The 18,919-nt window shown below is 68.0% G+C and carries 16 protein-coding genes; 8 read left to right on the plus strand and 8 right to left on the minus strand.

Annotated elements, in window-relative coordinates; all coding sequences use genetic code 11:
* Positions 1-227: 227 nt before the first annotated feature.
* Positions 228-1,523, minus strand: coding sequence for a PucR family transcriptional regulator (locus tag GRC12_RS04500; RefSeq protein WP_208777489.1), 1,296 nt, complete (start codon positions 1,521-1,523; stop codon positions 228-230).
* A 225-nt stretch (positions 1,524-1,748) separates the two neighbouring features.
* Between GRC12_RS04500 and GRC12_RS04505 the strand changes: the two genes are divergently transcribed.
* Positions 1,749-2,987 carry an acyl-CoA dehydrogenase family protein gene (locus GRC12_RS04505; protein ID WP_208777490.1) on the plus strand — a complete coding sequence of 413 codons (1,239 nt, stop codon included), beginning with the start codon at positions 1,749-1,751 and terminating at the stop codon, positions 2,985-2,987.
* A 146-nt stretch (positions 2,988-3,133) separates the two neighbouring features.
* Positions 3,134-4,510 (plus strand): aminomethyltransferase family protein, encoded by a 1,377-nt coding sequence (locus GRC12_RS04510; RefSeq protein ID WP_208777491.1) that lies wholly within the window; start codon positions 3,134-3,136, stop codon positions 4,508-4,510.
* Between the two features lie 97 nt (positions 4,511-4,607).
* Here GRC12_RS04510 and GRC12_RS04515 read toward each other — a convergent pair whose 3' ends face one another.
* The gene (locus tag GRC12_RS04515; RefSeq protein WP_208777492.1) at positions 4,608-5,087 is read right to left on the minus strand and encodes a VOC family protein; all 480 of its coding nucleotides are present in this window, start codon (positions 5,085-5,087) and stop codon (positions 4,608-4,610) included.
* A 446-nt stretch (positions 5,088-5,533) separates the two neighbouring features.
* Between GRC12_RS04515 and GRC12_RS04520 the strand changes: the two genes are divergently transcribed.
* The 3 genes from GRC12_RS04520 (at position 5,534) to GRC12_RS04530 (ending at position 9,650) form a co-directional block, all read left to right on the plus strand.
* Positions 5,534-6,121 carry a flavin reductase family protein gene (locus GRC12_RS04520; RefSeq protein WP_208777494.1) on the plus strand — a complete coding sequence of 196 codons (588 nt, stop codon included), beginning with the start codon at positions 5,534-5,536 and terminating at the stop codon, positions 6,119-6,121.
* 80 nt (positions 6,122-6,201) lie between these two features.
* Entirely contained in the window at positions 6,202-8,391 is a 2,190-nt protein-coding gene (locus tag GRC12_RS04525; RefSeq protein WP_208777496.1) for an alpha-ketoacid dehydrogenase subunit alpha/beta, read from the plus strand.
* Positions 8,391-9,650, plus strand: a complete 1,260-nt coding sequence (locus GRC12_RS04530) for a 2-oxo acid dehydrogenase subunit E2 (RefSeq protein ID WP_208777498.1) — start codon at positions 8,391-8,393, stop codon at positions 9,648-9,650. Before GRC12_RS04525 ends, GRC12_RS04530 begins: the two co-directional genes overlap by 1 nt.
* 163 nt (positions 9,651-9,813) lie before the next feature.
* Here the strand turns inward: GRC12_RS04530 and GRC12_RS04535 are convergent, their stop codons facing one another.
* Genes GRC12_RS04535 through GRC12_RS04545 form a run of 3 tightly spaced genes read right to left on the minus strand, consistent with a single transcriptional unit; the run spans position 9,814 to position 12,409 of the window.
* Positions 9,814-11,190 carry an NADP-dependent succinic semialdehyde dehydrogenase gene (locus GRC12_RS04535; protein WP_208777500.1) on the minus strand — a complete coding sequence of 459 codons (1,377 nt, stop codon included), beginning with the start codon at positions 11,188-11,190 and terminating at the stop codon, positions 9,814-9,816.
* Positions 11,191-11,237: 47 nt separating this feature from the next.
* Positions 11,238-11,915, minus strand: coding sequence for a GntR family transcriptional regulator (locus tag GRC12_RS04540; RefSeq protein WP_208777503.1), 678 nt, complete (start codon positions 11,913-11,915; stop codon positions 11,238-11,240).
* A gap of 5 nt (positions 11,916-11,920) precedes the next feature.
* Positions 11,921-12,409 (minus strand): VOC family protein, encoded by a 489-nt coding sequence (locus GRC12_RS04545; protein ID WP_308286471.1) that lies wholly within the window; start codon positions 12,407-12,409, stop codon positions 11,921-11,923.
* Positions 12,410-12,677: 268 nt separating this feature from the next.
* Between GRC12_RS04545 and GRC12_RS04550 the strand changes: the two genes are divergently transcribed.
* Positions 12,678-13,703, plus strand: a complete 1,026-nt coding sequence (locus GRC12_RS04550; protein WP_208777508.1) for an AraC family transcriptional regulator — start codon at positions 12,678-12,680, stop codon at positions 13,701-13,703.
* A gap of 178 nt (positions 13,704-13,881) precedes the next feature.
* Here the strand turns inward: GRC12_RS04550 and GRC12_RS04555 are convergent, their stop codons facing one another.
* Positions 13,882-14,787, minus strand: coding sequence for an NADP-dependent oxidoreductase (locus GRC12_RS04555; RefSeq protein ID WP_208777510.1), 906 nt, complete (start codon positions 14,785-14,787; stop codon positions 13,882-13,884).
* 161 nt (positions 14,788-14,948) lie between these two features.
* Between GRC12_RS04555 and GRC12_RS04560 the strand changes: the two genes are divergently transcribed.
* Positions 14,949-16,229 (plus strand): helix-turn-helix transcriptional regulator, encoded by a 1,281-nt coding sequence (locus GRC12_RS04560; RefSeq protein WP_208777513.1) that lies wholly within the window; start codon positions 14,949-14,951, stop codon positions 16,227-16,229.
* Positions 16,230-16,423: 194 nt separating this feature from the next.
* On the opposite strand, the gene GRC12_RS04565 is transcribed toward GRC12_RS04560, so the two are convergent.
* Positions 16,424-17,017, minus strand: coding sequence for a TetR/AcrR family transcriptional regulator (locus GRC12_RS04565; protein ID WP_208777515.1), 594 nt, complete (start codon positions 17,015-17,017; stop codon positions 16,424-16,426).
* Between the two features lie 197 nt (positions 17,018-17,214).
* On the opposite strand from GRC12_RS04565, the gene GRC12_RS04570 reads away from it, so the two are divergent.
* Positions 17,215-18,297 (plus strand): alkene reductase, encoded by a 1,083-nt coding sequence (locus GRC12_RS04570; RefSeq protein ID WP_208777518.1) that lies wholly within the window; start codon positions 17,215-17,217, stop codon positions 18,295-18,297.
* A 136-nt stretch (positions 18,298-18,433) separates the two neighbouring features.
* Here GRC12_RS04570 and GRC12_RS04575 read toward each other — a convergent pair whose 3' ends face one another.
* Positions 18,434-18,775 carry a hypothetical protein gene (locus GRC12_RS04575; protein ID WP_208777520.1) on the minus strand — a complete coding sequence of 114 codons (342 nt, stop codon included), beginning with the start codon at positions 18,773-18,775 and terminating at the stop codon, positions 18,434-18,436.
* Between the last annotated feature and the right edge of the window lie 144 nt (positions 18,776-18,919).

Here is an 18,919-nt window from a genome sequence, read left to right on the forward strand (position 1 = left end):
CACCGGTCGCCCGGGGTACGCCGCGCTGTGGACGGGCCACCGCCCACCACCTGCCGGGCCGGCCACCGGGCCGTGGATGGTCTGTCCAGCACGGGCCAGGGACGTAGGACGGGGGAGGAGTCTCCTGGGAGGTCAGCTGTCGGCGGGGATCACGGTGCCCTGGCCAAGGCCGTCAACCGCGGAACCGGCCGAGTCGGGCCCACAACGTGTCGGACGGGCGGCGACGATCATGCCGAAGACGTCATCTCAGCCAGATCGATGACATGAGCCAGGTGCAGGGCCGCCCACAGAATGCCCTGCTGTTCCTTCACGCTACGCCCGAGCAGTTCCTCGGCACGCTGGACGCGGTACACGACGGTGTTCTTCACCACGTTCAACTGCGCCGCAGCATTCCTGGGGCTGCAGTTGCACTCGAGGTAGACGCGCACGGTTTCGCGCAGGACAGCCTCGCGGGCGCCACCGAGTGGCCCGAGTTCGTCCCGCACGAAGCTCGCCGCCCGTTCGGGGTCCGACGTGAGCAGCGCCGCGAGCCTCACGTCCTCGAAGAAGACGGTCCTGCCTGGCGCGGGTCCCGCAGGCGTGAGGCGCGCGAGCCGGGCCGCGGTCACCGCCTCGTCGTGCGTCGTGCGAAAGCCCTCCAGGCCCGGCGCCGGACGACCAACGGCGACGAGCAGGTCCGGAACCGCCGGCATCGAGCGGGGTCTCGCCAAGCTGGGTTCGACGAACGCACCCCACGCCCAGACCTCGTGCTCGTCGGTGGGAACCGCGAGGTGTCCGACGGCGCCGATCTGCGCCAGCAGCTCCGTCGCCCTCCGATCGAGGCGTTCCGAAGCACCGGCGCCCCGTTCCGGCCGGCGCAGAACGAGGCCGATGTGGGTCCGGTTCGCGAGCTCGTAACGCAGCGTGTGGGTGGGGTCGACGTCCGGCACCTCGCCTGCCAGCAAGGTTCGCACGACTTCACCCCGCACGCCCTCGATACTTCCCAGCCACGCCTGTTCCTCGGTGGTGTACGCGGCGTTGCAGGCGAGCGCGAACGCGCTGACGTGCTCGACGAGGTAACGCGAGAGCTCAGACAGGCCCTGCATCTGCTCGTCGGCGGGTACGAGACGGCGGAACTGCTCGATCAGCGCATCGCCGAAAGCGGCGTGAGAGGCGTGGCCACGCGCGAGGACGAGATCCAGCGGTACACGCCGCCGCACGGCGTTTTCGATCTGTTGCACCATCTCCGGCGTGGCCGTGGTGGGCGTGGGAAGTGCATGGGCGAGCACGACCAGGGCGCGCATGTTCACCGACTCGGTGGCCGGCTGAAGTCGGCGCGCGGCCTCCTTCCGCAGGGCTCCACGCAGGTCGGGTTCCACGCCCAGCAGCGCATGCTCCTGAGAGAGTTCCACCGCCCACAGAGCGGGCTCGAGCCCGATCGCGGCGACCGTCCGATGCCAGGTCTCCGGCAGACAGGTCGGCTCCAGATCCTCGAGCGGCGCCGTGGGGCGTAGCCGTCGTACCCAAGAGCCGGCACCGGACATCCGCGTCCCCTTCGACACGAGCGCCCGAGCGGTCCGGACGCATTGCCAGCACGGTACCCGTTACGCCCTCCCCGGGGACGTCCCCCTTTGTCCATGGAGCCAATACGCCGAGGCGGATTTTGCCACCGGGGGCAAGCGCCGTTCGGCCCTGCGGAAGTTGACTCGGTCTGTCGCTCCCGCGCCGCACAGGCATGGCACGGGAACCAGGGACGAAGGGAAACGACGATGCCGTCACACGAGACCACTGCTCTGATGGGCGACCTGCAGGCCCCGGAACCGGACCTGACTTCGGAGGAGGTCATCACGCGGGCGATCGCCATGCGCACGATGCTGCGGCAGAACCGGCTGAAGGCCGCGGAGGAGGGCTCCTACTCCGCGGAGATCCACGAGGCCTTCGACAAAGCGGGCTTCTACCGCCTGGTGCAGCCGCGGAAATACGGCGGCTACGAATTCGGCCTCGAGACGCAGTACCGCGTCATGGTCGAGATCTCGCGCGGTGACCCCGGCATCGGCTGGTGCCTGACGCTCGGCACGGCTCACACCATCCCGCTCGTCGCGCACTTCCCGGAGCACGTCGTGCGCGAGGCCTTCGGCGCGAACGGTCTCTTCATCTCTTCCCACTCCGCCAGCCCCCGAGGTACGGCCAAGCCGGCCGACGGCGGCTACATCGTCTCCGGCCGGTGGACGTACTCGTCGGGCGTCGCGCACTCGACACACGCGATGGTGACCGCCATCGCCCCGTCCGAGAAAGGAGAGCCCGTGCCCATCGTGGCGCTGCTGCCCCGGCAGGACTACGCGATCCAGGACGACTGGAACTCCGGTGTCACGATGGCGCTCGGCGCGAGCGGATCGCAGACGGTCGTGGTCGACGACACGTTCGTCCCCTACGAGCGCGCCGTGCCGTTCGACTGGCAGTCGACGAACTTTCCCGACGGCACGATCGGCCTCCGGTCCACCGGCAATCCGCTGTACCTGGGTCACATCGCACCGCTCTACGCGGGCACCCTCGCCTGCATCCAGGTGGGCGCGGCGCGCGCCGCTCTCGATGAGTTCGAGCAGACGATCCTCACCAAGAAGCGGATCTTCCCTCCGCAGATCGAACGGTACAAGCACCCCGACTCGCAACTTGTCTACGGAGAGGCCCGGTCGACGATCGACGCGGCGGAAGCCGTCGTCTACTCGGCCGCGAAGGCCTATGAGGCCCTCGGCGCACGCTGGATGAGCGGTGACATCCCTGCTCTGGAGGAATGGCTCGCGCTCGGCACCATGCTGTACACCGCGATCCGGCTGTCCCACGAGGCGACGGAACTCCTGTTCCGCTCCGTCGGTTCCTCCGTGACCCGCAAGGGTGTGCCCCTGCAGGACTACTTCCTCGCCACCCAGATGCAGAAGACGCAGGCCGAGGAGAACAAACCCTTCTTCTACACATCGCTCGCCAAGGCCCGCTTCGGCCTCGAAGCGTAGTCAGGGCCCTGCTGCGTCTCGCTGGTCGCGCTGTGCCTTCGTTGCGCGAATCGGAGATTGTCCGACCCAAGCCGGATAGAGACACCCGTTGGGCCGATCGTAACCTCAGCGCCATCTGACAACGACGACAGATTGGCGGAACGGCGATGAGTGCACGCGATGGCCGCAGCAACCCTGCCGTACGCGACGTGCCGGTGTATCCGGACATCCACACGTACGCCGAAGTCCTCGGGGAACTGCACATCTGGGAGGGCGACGGCTGGAAAGCCGAGTCGATGTCGTGGAAGACCGGCGCGTACATCGCATCGAACCTCAGTGCCATGCCCGAGATCACCTTCTCGGGACCCGACGCCCAGGAGCTGCTCTCCCGGGTCAGCATCAACAACGTCCACAAGTGGCCGATCGGCAAGTCGAAGCATCTCGTCATGCCGGACCAGCACGGTTTCATCGCGAACCACGGACTCGTGGTCCGCGACGCGGAGGACTCCTTCCGTCAGATGGCGTCCGGCTCATGGCCGGCCTACCAGTCCAAGGCGCTGGGGCTCGATGTGGACATCTCGTTCCGCGAGGTCTTCATCTACCAGGTCGCGGGCCCCGCGTCGCTCCAGATCCTGGAGCGTGTCATCGGGCGGGACCTGCGTGATCTCGCCTTCCTCGGGATCACGAACGTACATATCCCGGGCATCGATGCATCAGTGGAGATCGAACTCTCCCGCATCGGCATGGCACAGACACTCGCGTACGAGCTCCGTGGGCCGCTTGAGCACGGACCAGCGGTCTACGACGTCGTCTACCGTGCCGGCAAGGAGTTCGGCATCAAGCGCCTGGGATGGCGCACTTACGTCGTCAACCACACCGAGGGCGGCTTCCCGCAGATGGGGTGCACCTTCTTCCCGTCGTCGAACGGCGATCCCGGCTTCGCAGCAGACGCCGAGTACGGCGCCGCGGGCGACGAACCCATGGACCCCTCGGTCGCCGCCGGCCTGTTCACAGGGAGCATCGCACCGACCGATGTCATCGCGCGCCTCCGGACTCCGCAAGAGGTCAACTGGGGATGGATGGCGCACTTCGACCATGACTTCATCGGCCGAGACGCCGTCCTCGCCACCTCGCAGAACCCGACGCGCAAGACCGTGACGCTCGTGTGGAACCCGGAGGACGTGGTCGACGTGTTCGCCTCACAGTTCCAACCCGGCAGCGAATACCGGAACTTCGAGTTCCCGACGACGCCCGCCTCGCCGGCGGGCGGTCACGCCGACCTGGTCACCGTCGACGGTGAGGCCGTGGGCATATCTTCCGTCGCCGTGTACTCGTACTACTACCGCCGCATGATCTCGCAGTGCACGATCGACATCGCGCACGGCGAGATCGGCACCGAAGTCGAGGTGCACTGGGGCAACCACGGTGAACGCATCAAGCGGATTCGCGCGACGGTGGAGCGCTTCCCCTACCTCGACCTGCCCAGCAACCGCGACTACGACCTGAGCACCGTCGCCTCCGGCGTCGTGAGCGCCACCCACTGACCCCGACAGACCTGGGGCAAGGATTACCGGGTACCGAAAACGGCGAGGGAGCCGGAGCATCGCGCTCTGGCTCCCTCGCCGTTCTCACCGCAGGCTTCTACAGCGCGGCCTCGGGATGGAGTTCGGCAGTGGCTTCGACGATCTCCTCCCAGGTGGCGTCGTTGAGTTCGATCGCGTGGCCGTCGGGATCCCGGACATAGGTGAAGGTCGCAGACAGGCTGCCGAAATGGCCGGCGTTGGCCGGGGGCTCGAACCCAGCCGCCTCGAGACGGGCGACCGTCTCGGCGTAGTCGTCCACCTGGATGGCGAAGTGCATGAACCCGCTCTCCGCCTGCGGACGGCTGAAGGTGTCGTTCGGCGACGGGATGAACTGGATCAGCTCAAGGCCAAAGCCGTCCGGCAACTCGAGGTACTGCATGATGTACTCGGTATCGGTCAGGTTGAAGAGATATTCCGTGAACTGCTTATCGGTCACGTAAGGACGCAGCGCCTTCTTGGCGCCCAGCGCCTGGTAAAAGGCGACCGAGCGCTCGGCGTCCGAGACACGGATGGTCAGATGCTGAGCCCGGCTGGTCATCGCGCCCCCCGTCCGACAGAGCGGTGACCGAGTCGCCGAGCGCGACCTGCTGAAGGTGAATGGCAATCGATCGACGTCATGACGAAACCCTTCGCTGCGTTGTCGTGGACGTTGCTCGCCGAGTTTCCCGTGGTCTCGGCCCGGTCCGCTTGCCTCGTCGACCCAATGGATCGCGATGTTCTTGGCTCGTCGGTGCAAATCCGGTGGCAGCCTCGCTGCCGGACCGTCGCGGAGAGGCTCGCACCGCCGACCGCTTCGCCACGGCGTCAAAGCCGGTTTCGCGCGGCGGATGTTCTGTGGTCGAGAGCGGATAGCGGCTCGTTGTTCAGGTACTCATAGTTGATCCGAGCCCAGTCGAGGTCGATGGGGCTTTCTTCTGCGATGACGTGTTGAAGCCTCTCCGGCCACGGAAGCCGATCCGACTCGTCGACGCGAAAGGAAAAGGAATGGCCGCCCTCATGACAGACATGAATTCCATACGGCGCACCATCGTACCGATCACGGATGAGGAGGCCGCCGACTCGGTCTCGGCCGAGTCCTTCAAATCGGCGTTCCGGCTGCATCCTTCGGGAGTGGCCGTCGTCACCGCGGACCCGGGTGACGGCCCCGTCGCCATGACCGTGAGTTCGCTCTCGTCGGTCAGCACGGAACCACCTCTGCTCGTGTTCTCCGTGTCGGCGATCTCATCCAGCAGCCCGGCGTTCGAACGTGCCGAGAGCGTGGTGGTGCACATGGTGGGCACCGAACAGCTGTGGCTGGCCCGGCTCGGTGCCACGAGCGGCATCGACCGCTTCGCCGACACGTCCTCCTGGACGCGCCTGCCGACCGGCGAGCCTGTTTTCCCCGCCGCCTACGCTTGGTTGCGGGGGAAGATCGTTCAACGCATAGAGGCGGGAAACTCCGTCCTTTGTGTCGTGCACGTCGTAGAGACTTCCAGCTCGTCCACCGGGCAGGAGATCGGCGGGGCAGGTGCGAATCCCCTCGTCTATCACGCACGTACCTGGCACCACCTGGGCGACCATTCGAAGATCTGATATCGCCCTGCCACCACGCCGCCTCGCCGGTCCGCAACAGGACCTGCCGGAAAAGCCGGAAACGGCCAAGGAATGACAGAATGCCTCAACGACGAGCACTCAAAACCGGGGTGCCCTGGATACAGCTGACGACGACGCGGGACGACTGGAGGAATGCCGACCCGAAGCTCCTGACCGGAATGCTGGTGCAACTGCACCTCATCCGTGCGTTCGAGGAGACGGTGCTGGAACTCGCGGGTGAGAACCTCGTGCACGGTCCCGCCCACTCAAGCATCGGCCAGGAGGGCGGCGCGGTCGGATCCATCATCGGGCTGCGCTCGAGCGACGGCGTCACCGGATCCCACCGCGGCCATCACCAGTTCCTCGCGAAGGCACTCGGGCATGTCGCCCCCGAGGGGCTGAGCCTCGACGAGCCCGTATCGGCCGCGGTGGGGCAAGTGCTCCGGCGCACGCTGGCGGAGATCCTGGGACTCGCGCAGGGCTATTCCGGCGGCCGCGGCGGCTCGATGCACCTGCAGTGGCTGGAGGCCGGTGCCCTGGGCACGAACGCGATCGTCGGCGGTGGCGTCCCGTTCGCCGCCGGCAACGCCTGGGCACAGCGGCATGCGGGAACCGATGACGCGACGATCGCCTACTTCGGTGACGGCTCCGCTCAGATCGGCTCGGTGCTGGAGAGCCTCAACCTCGCCGCGGCGTGGCAACTGCCCGTCGCCTTCTTCATCGAGAACAACCTGTACGCCGTCTCCACGAACGTCGAGGAGATCGCGGCCGACCCCCGGCTCTCCGTGCGGGGCCAGGGATTCGGCATCCCTTCGTGGAAGGTCGACGGCATGGACCCGCTGGCGGTCCATCTCGCGACGCAGGAGGCGGTCGCCCGGATGCGGGCCGGTGACGGGCCCGCGGTGATCGAGGCCGATGTCTACCGCTTCTTTCACCAGAACGGCTCCTATCCTGGCAGCGCCTTCGGCTACCGGACCAAGCAGGAGGAGAGCGAGTGGCGTGAGCGTGACCCGCTCGTACGTGTCGCAACCGAGCTGAAGAGCCTGCGGCTGCTCGACGACGAGGGCGAGCGCGCGCTGCGCGAGGCCGCCCAGGCGGCGATGCGGGAAGCGGCACACGCTCTCGTCGAGGAGGATCCACAGGCTCCTGGCACCCGGCGGATCAAGCCGGACCTGTGGCCCGACCCCGGATTCGTGGACGTGGGCATCCGTGGTGACGCGAGCGAGCTGGACGCCCTGGAGGTGCTGGAACCTGCCTCCTACGGCGGCGAGTGGCGCGATTCGCGCTTCGTCGACGCGGTGGCCGCCGTGATGGACCGTCGCATGGAGCAGGATCCACGCGTCATCGTGCTCGGCGAGGATGTCCACCGCCTGGGCGGCGGCACCAACGGCGCCACGAAGGGCCTGGTGAAGAAGTACGGTCCGCACCGCGTGATCGGCACCCCCATCAGTGAGAACGCCTTCACGGGTCTGGGCGGCGGCATCGCTCTCGACGGCCGCTTCCGGCCGGTCGTCGAGTTCATGTATCCCGACTTCCTGTGGGTCGCCGCCGACCAGGTGTTCAACCAGATCGGCAAGGCCCGCCACATGTTCGGCGGAACCAACCCGATGCCGTTCGTGCTGCGGACGAAGGTGGCGATGGGCTCGGGCTACGGCTCGCAGCACCTGATGGACCCCGCCGGCGTCTTCGCCACGGCGCCCGGCTGGCGGATCGTCGCCCCGTCCAACGCGGCGGACTACGTCGGGCTCATGAACGCGGCGCTCGCCCTGGAGGACCCGGTGCTCGTCATTGAGCACATCGACCTGTACGGCCTGGCCGACCGCGTACCCGAAGGCGACCTCGACTACGTCATCCCGCCCGGCACCGCCGTGGTGCGGCGCCAGGGCAGCGACGTGACGGTGCTGGCGTACCTGTCGATGGTGCAGCGCTGTATGGAGGCGATCGAGCAGTCCGGCGTCGATGCCGAACTCGTCGATCTGCGCTGGCTCGACCAGGCCTCGATCGACTGGGACACCATCGGCGCGAGCATCCGCAAGACCAACGCCGTGCTGATCGTCGAACAGGGTGCTCGTGGCACCTCCTACGGCGGCTGGCTCGCGGACGAGATCCAGCGGCGCTACTTCGACTGGCTGGACCACCCGGTCGCCCGGGTGACCGGGGGCGAGGCGAGTCCGAGCATCTCGAAGGTGCTGGAGCGGGCCGCCATCGCCGGTACCGAGGAGGTCGTCTCCGGGCTGCTCGCGGTCCGCGCCGCGTTGGGAGGCCAGTGATGGCTCACGTCGTACGGATGCCGTCGGTGGTGGCCAACGCGACCGAGGCGATCGTCGCGCAGTGGCTCGTCTCGGTCGGCGCACATGTCTCGCTCGGCGATCCGATCGCGGAGATCGAGACCGAGAAGGCACTGGTCGAGTACGCGGCCGAGGTGGAGGGAACCGTCGGCCGGCTGCTCGCCGAGCCCGGCGCGACCGTGGCGGTCGGCACACCGATCGCCGTCGTACTGGAAGAAGGCGAGGACGCCGCGTCCGTCACATTCGACGAACCGGATCCCACCCCGTCGCGCCCCGAGCCTGCTCCCGCCCCGCAGACCGCTGCCAGCGCCACACTGACCACGACTGAACTCGCCGCCCCCGTGACGCCACCTGGCGCCAACGGCACGCAGCCCGGTGGCCGGCTGTTCACGACACCCCTCGTGCGCAGGCTCGCCACGGAACGCGGCATCGATCTCACACTCGTGCGGGGCACCGGACCTCACGGACGCATCGTCCGTCGCGACCTCGACGCCTACACCCCGACCGTCGAATCCGCTCCACCACCGCCCGCCTCCGGCCAGGTCGCGCCTGCCGCCACAGGGCACACCGATGTCCCGCTGAGCGGCATGCGCAGGGCGATCGCACGGAGGCTTACCGAGAGCAAGACGACGGTCCCGCACTTCTACGTCACGGCCCACGCCCGCGTCGACCAACTGCTGGCGCTGCGTCAGGAGGCCAACGTGCTCGCCTCGCGGAAGATCTCGGTCAACGACATCGTCGTGAAGGCAGTGGGCGCGGCGCTCGTCGAGGTGCCGGCCGCCAACGCGGTCTGGAACGGTGACGCCATCCGGCGCTTCGACGGCGTCGACGTGGCGGTCGCGGTCGCGGTGCCGGACGGCCTGCTCACGCCCGTAGTGCGCGGCGTTCACACGCTCACGGTCACGGAACTGAGCGCGCGTCTGGCCGATCTGGCGGAACGTGCCCGGGCAGGTCGGCTGCAGCAGCACGAGTTGGAGGGCGGGAGTTTCTCGGTGTCGAATCTCGGGATGTACGGAGTGGACGAGTTCTCCGCGATCCTCAACCCGCCGCAGGCCGGTATCCTCGCTGTCGCCGCGGCGAAGCGGCAGCCGGTGGTGGGGGAGGACGGCGAGCTGGGCGTCGGCTCGGTGATGACCGTGACGCTGTCGGCCGACCACCGCGTCATCGACGGCGCCGTGGCAGCCGAGTGGATGGCAGCGCTCGTACGGCGGCTGGAGAACCCGCTCTCGATCCTGCTCTGAACGGACTGAGGCCTCAGGGGACGCAGTGCACTCCGCATGGCGGGGCAGCCGGATGCACCGGCTGCCCCGCCGACGTCGTTCACCGGGAAACCCCGTCGGATGTATGAGGAAGGGCACGTCCGCCGTCGCGGACGTGCCCGAGTGCTTTCCCCCGACGACGCGGTCAGGCCTTCCAGACCGTCTTGAGGTTGGTGAACTCCCTGATGCCCACGGCCGCGAGTTCGCGTCCGAAGCCCGATGCCTTGATGCCTCCGAAAGGCAGCTCGGGGTAGGAGACGGTCATGCCGTTGACGAAGACGGCGCCGGCGTCGAGGTGCTGAACGAAGTACGACTCCTCTTCGGGATCGTTCGTCCACACGGACGAACTCAGTCCGAACGTCGTCTGGTTGGCGATCCGGATGGCGTCGTCGGCGTCCTCAGCCCGGTAGAGCGAGGCGACGGGTCCGAAGGCCTCCTCATACACGATCCGCATGTCATCGGTGAGGTCGGCGAGGACCGTCGGTGCGAAGAAGTAGCCAGGGCCGTTGAGCGCGTGCCCACCGGCCAGCACGGACGCGCCGTTGGACACGGCGTCGTCGACCAGCTCCGTCAGCTCGTCCCGGCCGCCCGCGGTCGCCACCGGACCCACGTCGACGGATTCGTCGAACGGGTCGCCGACCTTCAGGGCGGCCATCTTCTCGGCGAAGAGCCGCGCGAACTCGTCATAGACATCGCGGTGGGCGATGAAGCGCTTCCCGGCGATGCAGGACTGCCCGTTGTTGCTGATGCGGGCCTTCACGGCCGTGGCGGCGGCTGCTTCGAGATCGGCACTGGGCAGGACGATGAACGGGTCGGAGCCGCCGAGTTCGAGCACGGACTTCTTCACCTCGGCCGCAGCGGCGGACGCCACCGCCCGGCCGGCCGGCTCGGACCCGGTCAGGGTGACGGCCTTAATGCGAGGATCCTTGATGACTTCACCGACCACCGACGTGCCGACCAGCAGCGTGTGGAAGGCACCCTGCGGGAAGCCCCCGCGTTCGAAGAGAGTGTCGAGATACAGCGCCGACTGGGGCACGTTCGAGGCGTGCTTGAGGATTCCTGTGTTGCCGGCCATGAGCGCGGGCGCGGCGAAGCGGATGACCTGCCACAGCGGGTAGTTCCACGGCATCACCGCGAGTACGACACCGAGCGGTTCGTAGCGGGCGTAGGCCCGGGACGCGCCGACCTGGGACGGGTCCTCCAGCGGCTCGTCGGCAAGGAACCTCTCGGCGTTGTCAGCGTAGAACCGCATGCCCTTCGCTGATTTCAGGACCTCGGCGCGGGCCTGCGCGATCGGCTTGCCCATCTCCGTGACGAGGATCTTCGCGAGTTCCTCGACTTCGCTCTCCAGCAGGTCCGCCGATGCGCGCATCCAGCTCGCGCGCTGCTCGTACGTGGTCTTTCCGAGCACCTCGAACGCGGCCTGGGCGGCGGCGAGCTTGCGCTCCACATCGGCCGGTTCCTCGGGCACGAACTCCTTGACTGTCTCGCCTGTCGCGGGGTTGACGGTGGCTATCGCCATGGGGCAGCTCTCTTTCAGGATCAGGAAGGCACATCGAAATCCGGGGGTCACACCAGGTCGAAGACCTCGGGGTGCCTGGCAAGCTCCAGACGCGTGCGCCGGATGTGTCCGGCCAGCACGCGCTCGGCGCCTTCGGCGTCTCGCCGGTGCAGGGCCGCGACGATGAGATGGTGCTCGTAATGGACGCTGTGATCGCCCTCGGCCCGGAACATGCGGGTGTAGACGCGACGGTAGGGCTGGGTGCGGTTCCACAGCCGCACCGTCATTTCCTGCAGCATGGTCGTCTCGGCGACCGCGTAGCTCGCCAGGTGGAACTCCCGGTCGAGTTGCAGGAACCGTTCGACGTCGTCGGTGTGCTCCATCGCCGAGGCCAGGAGCCCGAGTTCGTCGATCTGCTCCTCCTGGAGCAGCGGCACGTTCAGACTCAGCAGGAACGGTTCGAGACGTTCACGTACCTGGTAGAGCTCCTCGCACTCGGCAGGGTTCAGTTTCGCCACCCAGGCGCCGGTGTTGGCCACGAGCGTGACAAGACCTTCGGCTTCGAGCATGCGCAGCGCGTCACGCACGGGCAGCCGGCTGGCACCGTAGGCCTCGGCCAGGTCCTCCTGACGGATGCGGCTGCCCGGCGAGTAGCGACCGGCGAGGATGGCGTCACGGAGTTCAGCGGCGATGCGCGCGCCCGAGGCACCGTGGGTGCGCTCGGAGACTGTGGTCGGTTCAGTCACAGGATTCAGTCCTCAGGATGCGCAGGATTCCACAGCTTCACGACCGCGTCCTGCTCATAGGCCTTGCCAAAGGGATAGCTCACGAGTTCGAACTGCATACCCCAGGGGCTGCGGAAGTACAGCCACCTCTGGCCGATCGCGGCCTGAGCGCTGGAGACGGGCACACCCATCACTTCGACGCCCGCGTCGCGCAGATAGTCGGCGGCCACGTCGATGTCGTCGACGTACAGCGCCAGGTGGTGACCACCTATGTCACTGTTCCGCGGTTGGGAGGCCTGTCCGTCGGCGGCCTTGTATGCGAAGAGTTCGAGGTTGAGTCCGGTGCCCAGGCGGTAGAGACGGACCTCCTCGATGACGGTGCGCGGGTGGACGCCGAGCTGAACAGTCATCCAGTCATCGTCGTCGGAGCGTTTGGGCCCGAGGGTGTAAACGTGCCGGGCCCCGAGGATGTCCACGAAAAAACGTTCGGCCTCATCCAGGTCGGGCACGGTCACGCCGAGGTGATCTCCTCCGAGTAGTCCGGGCAGTGGCGGCATCTCTATGACCTCCTCATTCCCTACATTGGATACAGTGAAGCACACCCGACCGGCAAAAGGAGGAGTCTTCGGCGTTCAGAAGAGTTGTATTGGATGCAATCAAGCATTAACGTCGTCCAAGGACAACGGTGAACCGCTAACTGCCCGCCGTATGCTTCACGTGGACAGGCCCCGGTGAACCCCTCCCCGAGATCCTCGGCTGGAGTGCCATCAGGAGGTGCGCTCAATGAAGATCCACCATCCCTCCCCCTGCCGGACGGTCAACCCGAATGCGCTCAAGCCGTTCGAACCGTCGGCCGCCGGAGCACTCCACGAAGACCGGGAAGGCGCCGAGGACCCGTTCGCACGTCGCATGGCTGAGATGCCGACGACCGTTCAGGACGTGAGCATCCCGGCGGCCCTGCGCTCCGTCGAACTGACGCACATGGCGTTGGGAGTGATCAGGTTCGACGCTGAGACACACCTCGTGTCGGGGCCCGTACGCGGCTACCACATAGCCGTCCCCATCCGAGGGGAGATCGTCTGCCGCTACGGCGGCGACGAGGTGACCGTCAAGCCGGGCTTTGCGGCGGTGGCCGCTCCGGACCTGCCGTCACTCGTCGCCAGCTGGAGCGGCGACGCGGAGATCCTGGGTATCAAGATCCGGCCGGACGTGGTCGAGGACGAGCTCAGTGCCATGATCGGGCGCACTGTCAGATCGGTGGTCCGGCTCTCCGGGGGCTTCGACCTCACCGAACCCGGCGGTCGCAGCTGGATGTCCGTGCTTGAGCTTTTGCTGGCCGACCTCGCCGACCCGAACGGTCTCGCACGGGTCTACAAGTCGCATCGCGAACAGCTCGAACGTCTCCTGGTCACCAGCCTGCTGCGGGCACAGCGGCACGACTTCTCCGCGGATGTCCGGGCCGAGGCGGCGCCGAGGCGATGGCGCGCGGTGAAGCGAGTCCTCGACGCGATCGAGGAGTACCCAGAACGACCGTGGTCGCTGAACGAATTCGCCGAGCTGGCGGGGGTCAGCGGGCGACGGCTGCAGCAAGGCTTCCACGCCCAGATCGGTGTGCCGCCGATGAGGTATCTCCAGCGTGTGCGGCTGGAGCGGGTGCATCGTGATCTCCTCGACGGTGCCGGACAGGTCAGTGAGCTCTCCCTGCGCTGGGGCTTCACCCATTCGGGCCGATTCGCTGGCGCCTACCGGGCGCGCTACGGGGAAGCGCCGTCCGAGACGCTCAGGCGCGGGCAGTCGGTCCTTTCCTGACGCATCGCGCGGTGGCGCACAGTCGGTGGGAGCCGCACCTCTTCGGTTTCTTTCGCCGATACCACGAGCGGCAATGGCCCCGCAGCGGACCGGCCGGGAAGGCGGTGCCTTCCCGGCCGGTGGTGCGAACGCCGGTGCCGCTGGGCTCTGCGCCGATGGGACACTGCGATCCCGGATGTCAGGGGTGAAGGACCAACTTGCCGTGCGGGTGACCGGCTTCGCTGAGCGCCTGGGCCGCGGCGGCGTCGGCGAGCGGGAGGCTGCGGTCGATACGGACGCGCAACCGGCCCTCGGAGGCGAGGCGGGCGTACTCGGCAAGCGCCGGCCCGAACCGACGGTCGTTGCCGTCGGCGAAAGTGACCCCCACCTCGTCGGCCCGCAAGTCGGCGATGGTGACGATGCGGTCGGTGGTGCCGCGCAGCTGGATGGAGGCCTCCAGGACGTCGTACCCGGTCACGTCGTACACGGCGTCGACACCCTGCGGGGCGGCGGCACGGACCCGGTCGACAAGTCCGTCGCCGTAAAGGATCGGGGCGGCGCCGAGGGAACGCAGGAAGCCGTGGTTGGCCTCCGACGCGGTACCGATGACGATGGCGCCGCGGGCAACCGCGAGCTGCACACCGATGGAGCCCACGGCACTCGCGGCGCCATGGACCAGCAACGTCTCGCCCTTGGCCACCTTCAGTAGGTCCAGCACGCGCTCGGAGGTCTCGGCGGCGGCGGGTAGCCCGGCGGCCGTTTCCCAGTCGAGGCCGGCCGGCTTAAGGGAGACGTCTGTGGCAAGGGCGTATTGGGCGTAGGAGCCGGTGACCGTGAGGCCCAGCACCTCGTCCCCCACCGCGATGCCGGTGACGCCCTCGCCGACCTCGTCGACGATGCCGGCGGCCTCCGCTCCCGGCGTGAACGGGAAGGTCGCAGGTATCAGGTGCTGCATCCAGCCTCGGCGGGTCTTGTAGTCGATGGGGTTGACGCCGATGGTCACGACCTTGATCCGGACCTGTCCGGGACCGGCGTGCGGCTCCTCCACCTCCGCGAGGCGCAGCACCTCGGGGCCGCCGAACTCCTCGTACACGATCGCCTTCATGTGCAACACGTCCCGTCGTAAATGCACGCCGCCGTGGAGCGGCTCATGGACAACGTCTCCACCCTCGGCATCGGCGACTCCGCACCCGCTGTCCTTTCGGACGGTTCTCACTGGCCGAAAGGACAGCGAGAGCGCGAGATGGCATGGCTACGCTGACCGGCATGGATCCGATGGCCACACTTGATGTGATCCGGGCGCCCCTGACCGAGACCTTGCCGCGCCTGTCCGCCGCCCTGGCAGAGACGGTTCCCCACCACGCGCTGGCAGATCTGTCCCCCAACTGCGCCTACGCGCCGTTCAAGGTCTATGGAGAGGGGGCCGGTGAGCCCGGCCAGGCCATCACCACCTCCGAGGTGGCCGCACTGCGGCCCCACGTGCCGGAAGGGGGGAGTTGGCAGGGAAGGGCGCAGCTGGCGGGTGCCGATGTTCCGGTGCTGGCTCTGGCCAGCACCATCACTGAGCCCCCGGCCCTTTTGGTCCTGGTACGGACCGAGGACACGCCGCTGCCGGAGGACCGGGTGGCGCCCGCCCAGGCCCTGTGGGACGTACTGACGGCGCACCGGGAAGGCCTGCGGACCGAGGCGCTGCCCGAGATCCTGGCGGTGTCCCGCGCGGCGGCATCCGCACGCGCCACGGCCATCTCCGAACTCGTCGACGCACACGGAGCGGTGCTGAGCGCACTGCTCGGCGTCCTGCGTGACCGGGATCTGGACGACTCCGGCGCTCGCGCCCGTGGCATCGACCTGACCCTCGCCGCCCTGGTCGAGCTGCGCTCGCGGGCGCAGCTCGACCAGACGCTGGTGGAGAAGAGGGCGGGGGACGCCTTCGAGCGGCTCGCCGAGTCGCTGCGCCGGATGCTGCGGTCCCGTGGCATCCGGCTGGACTTGGGCAGGCCGGGCGCAGAAGAAGGAGCCGACCGGCTCCTGCCCGGCGATGTCGTCAATACGGCGTCCGCCGCGGTCCGGGCGAGTGTGCACGCGTCGTTGGAGGACCAGGGGAGCGGGCCGGACGGTCGCGCGGTCAGCCGGATCCACGTCAGCTGGAAGGTGGGCGCTGCGGAGCTGCGGGCCACCGTACGGGACGACGGGCCCGGCACCCTGTCCCGCAGCTCTCTCGACGCACGCCGGGTCGTCGACCGGCTGACTCCGCTCGGCGGACGGTTCGAGGTCGACGCCGTACCGGACTGGGGCACGACCGTGACCATCGAAATCCCGCTCACGCCACCCGACACACCACGCCACGACCCGCTGACCCAGCTGGGGACCCGGGAGCTGGAGGTGCTGAGTCGGCTGGCCCGCGGACGGCGCAACCGGGACATCGCCCAGGAACTCCACATCAGCGAGTCGACGGTCAAGTTCCATATCGCCAAGATCTTCGACAAGCTCGGTGTCAACTCCCGCGGCGAGGCGGCCGCGCTTGCCCATGAGTGGGGCGCGGCGTAGTCGTCAGAGGCTATGACGGCTGAAGGGCGAGAGGGACAGTCCATGCACGCCGTCACAGGACCGCCGCCCGGCCGCCGCGACCGCTCATGACATGTTGATCAATCCGACAGGGCGTACGGTCGATGCTGCTGAAACAGCGCCGTCAGTACGGTGGCGAGTAACACGGGTGGCGCTGTTCGACCAGCAGGTTCCCGTCACCGAGCGGTGGGCCAGGCTCGCATGGCGATGTCGATGCACCGGAAGAGCTCGTCGCGGGTGGCGCCGCCCGCGGCCTGCACGGCGAGGCCGTTGTTGGTGACCATGACGTACTGCGCGAGGTCGGTCACATCGGTGTCCGCAGGCAGGTCGCCGTCCTCGACTCCTCGTTGGACGCGCTGCGTGAGGGCGTCGAGCACGGCGGCTCGACGAGCGGCGAGTGCTTCCCTGACCGACTCGCTGGAGTCCCCGACGGCAAGCGCGCCCTGCACGAGAAGGCAGCCCCGGGGGGTGGAGGGACCGGAGCACAGCAGCGCCGTCGACCGCAGGAACGCCTCGATCGCGCGATAGGCCGTCGGCTCCTCGGCGAAGCCGGAGCCGGCGGAGTGGAAGCCCTGCACATACAGGTCGAGGGCCCTCATGAAGAGGTCTTCCTTGTTCCCGAAGGCGGCGTACAGGCTCGGGCGGTTGATGCCCATTGCCTCGGTCAGGTCCGCCATCGAGGCGCCTTCGTAGCCCTTGGACCAGAACACCTTCAGGGCGCTCCGGAGGGCCTCGTCGACGTCGAACGCCCGGGGTCGCCCGCTCCTCATTACTCGTCACCTGCCCAGTCTTTTTTACCGCAAAGTACAGATCAGCTTGACGGCGGCAAGGCGTCTCTGTCAGTGTATCGATCAGTACATTATATCGATCGGTACAGAAGTCGCTGGAGTGAGGCACCGATGAGGTCCCGTCGCGCCCGCCATGCGGTTCAGGGCTCCCGGCCGGTCAGACATCGCAGGAGTTCCGCATGCCCTCCCTGTTCGACCCCTTCACCCTGAGCGGTCTGTCACTGCCCAACCGCCTCGTGATGGCTCCCATGACCCGCTCCCGCGCCACCGACGACGGCCTGGCCACCGAGTCCGTGGCGGCGTACTACGCGCAGCGCGCCACCGCCGGTCTAATAATCTCCGAGGGCATCCAGCCCAGCCTGCGGAGCCAGTCCACGCTGAACACCCCCGGCCTGCACACGTCCGGACAGGTCGCCGCGTGGAGGAAGGTCACCGATGCGGTGCACACCAACGGCGGCCGGATCTTCGCGCAGCTCATGCACTCCGGTCGGGTCAGCCACCCCGACGTCACCGGTACGGTGCCCGTCGCCCCTTCGGCCGTGGCGGTCGGCTCCCCGATCTTCACCGCCGGCTTCGGCGACCCCACCGCCATGCAGCCCGCTCCCACACCGCGCGAACTGACAACCGCCGAGGTGGCCGAGGAGATCGGTGTCTACGTGGAGGCCGCCCGCAACGCCATCGACGCCGGTTTCGACGGCGTCGAACTGCACGGCGCCAACGGCTACCTCATTCACCAGTTCCTCTCGTCCAACGCCAACCAGCGCACCGACGTCTATGGCGGCTCGATCGCTGGCCGTATCCGCTTCGCGGTCGAGGCCGCCGAGGCCACGGCCCAGGCCGTAGGTGCCGACAAGGTCGGCATCCGCCTCTCCCCGGGCAGCCAGCTCTGGGGCATCGAGGAGCACGATGTCGCCGATTTGTACGCCGCCCTGGTCGGTGGCCTGGCACCGCTCGACCTCGCCTATCTCCACACGGTCGCCACCGCTGAGGAGGACGTCCTGCTGAACATGCGCAAGCTGTGGCCCAGTGCCCTCATCGTCAATCCGTCGACGGTCGTCAACCCGCAGCCATCCGGCAAGGCCGAAGGTGAGCACTGGCTCGCTCAGGGTGCCGACCTCATCAGCTACGGCCGCAACTACCTGGCCAACCCCGACCTCGTCGAGCGCTTGCGCACTGGTGCCCCCCTGACCGAGGCCGAGGCCGAAACCATGTACAGCGGTGGCGACCAGGGGTACATCACCTACTCCAACCACCAGTACTGACCGGCACAGAGCACGCTGCCCAGTCGCCATGGTCCGCCGACTCCGTCGGCGGACCATTCGGCGTCCTGTGTGACCGTCCCTGCCTCAAGGCCTTCCGGAGAAGTCGCTGGCCTCGATCATCTGTTCCTGTCGCCGATCAATCGCAGACGTCCGCCTCCGGCTCCGCCATCGTGACGCGAAGCGGCTCAAAGACCATTCGAGTCTCCGGTCCGTCCGCCCAGCGGAGACGCAGCTCCCCGTCCCGCCAGGCACATGCGGTGACAGCGTCCGCGAGCAACGGGGTGTCGCCGTCCGCCCCCAAGGCTGCCAGCGCCACGAACAGGGCGGTCCCCTCGACCTCTGCCGACAGCCGGGGCACCCGCACCGACGGCTCGTAGGCTGTGCCCTCGAGGGCGTCCACTTGGTCCGCCTCACCCCAGCCGAGCAGCCCCACCAGCTCGGAGCGGTGTGCCTGCGTTGCCCAGCCCGTGAGTGTCACCCGAGTCCCGTACGGTGCCCCTATCACCCGATGGATCCTCAGCTCATGACGCCCCCGTGCCACGGTCACGCTCTCGACACGCAGCCCCGGGACCATCGGCGGACCGGAAACGAACACCGGACGGTGCCAGGATCCCGCCCAGCC

Source organism: Streptomyces griseorubiginosus (assembly GCF_017614965.1).
In the GTDB taxonomy this organism is placed as follows: domain Bacteria; phylum Actinomycetota; class Actinomycetes; order Streptomycetales; family Streptomycetaceae; genus Streptomyces; species Streptomyces griseorubiginosus_B.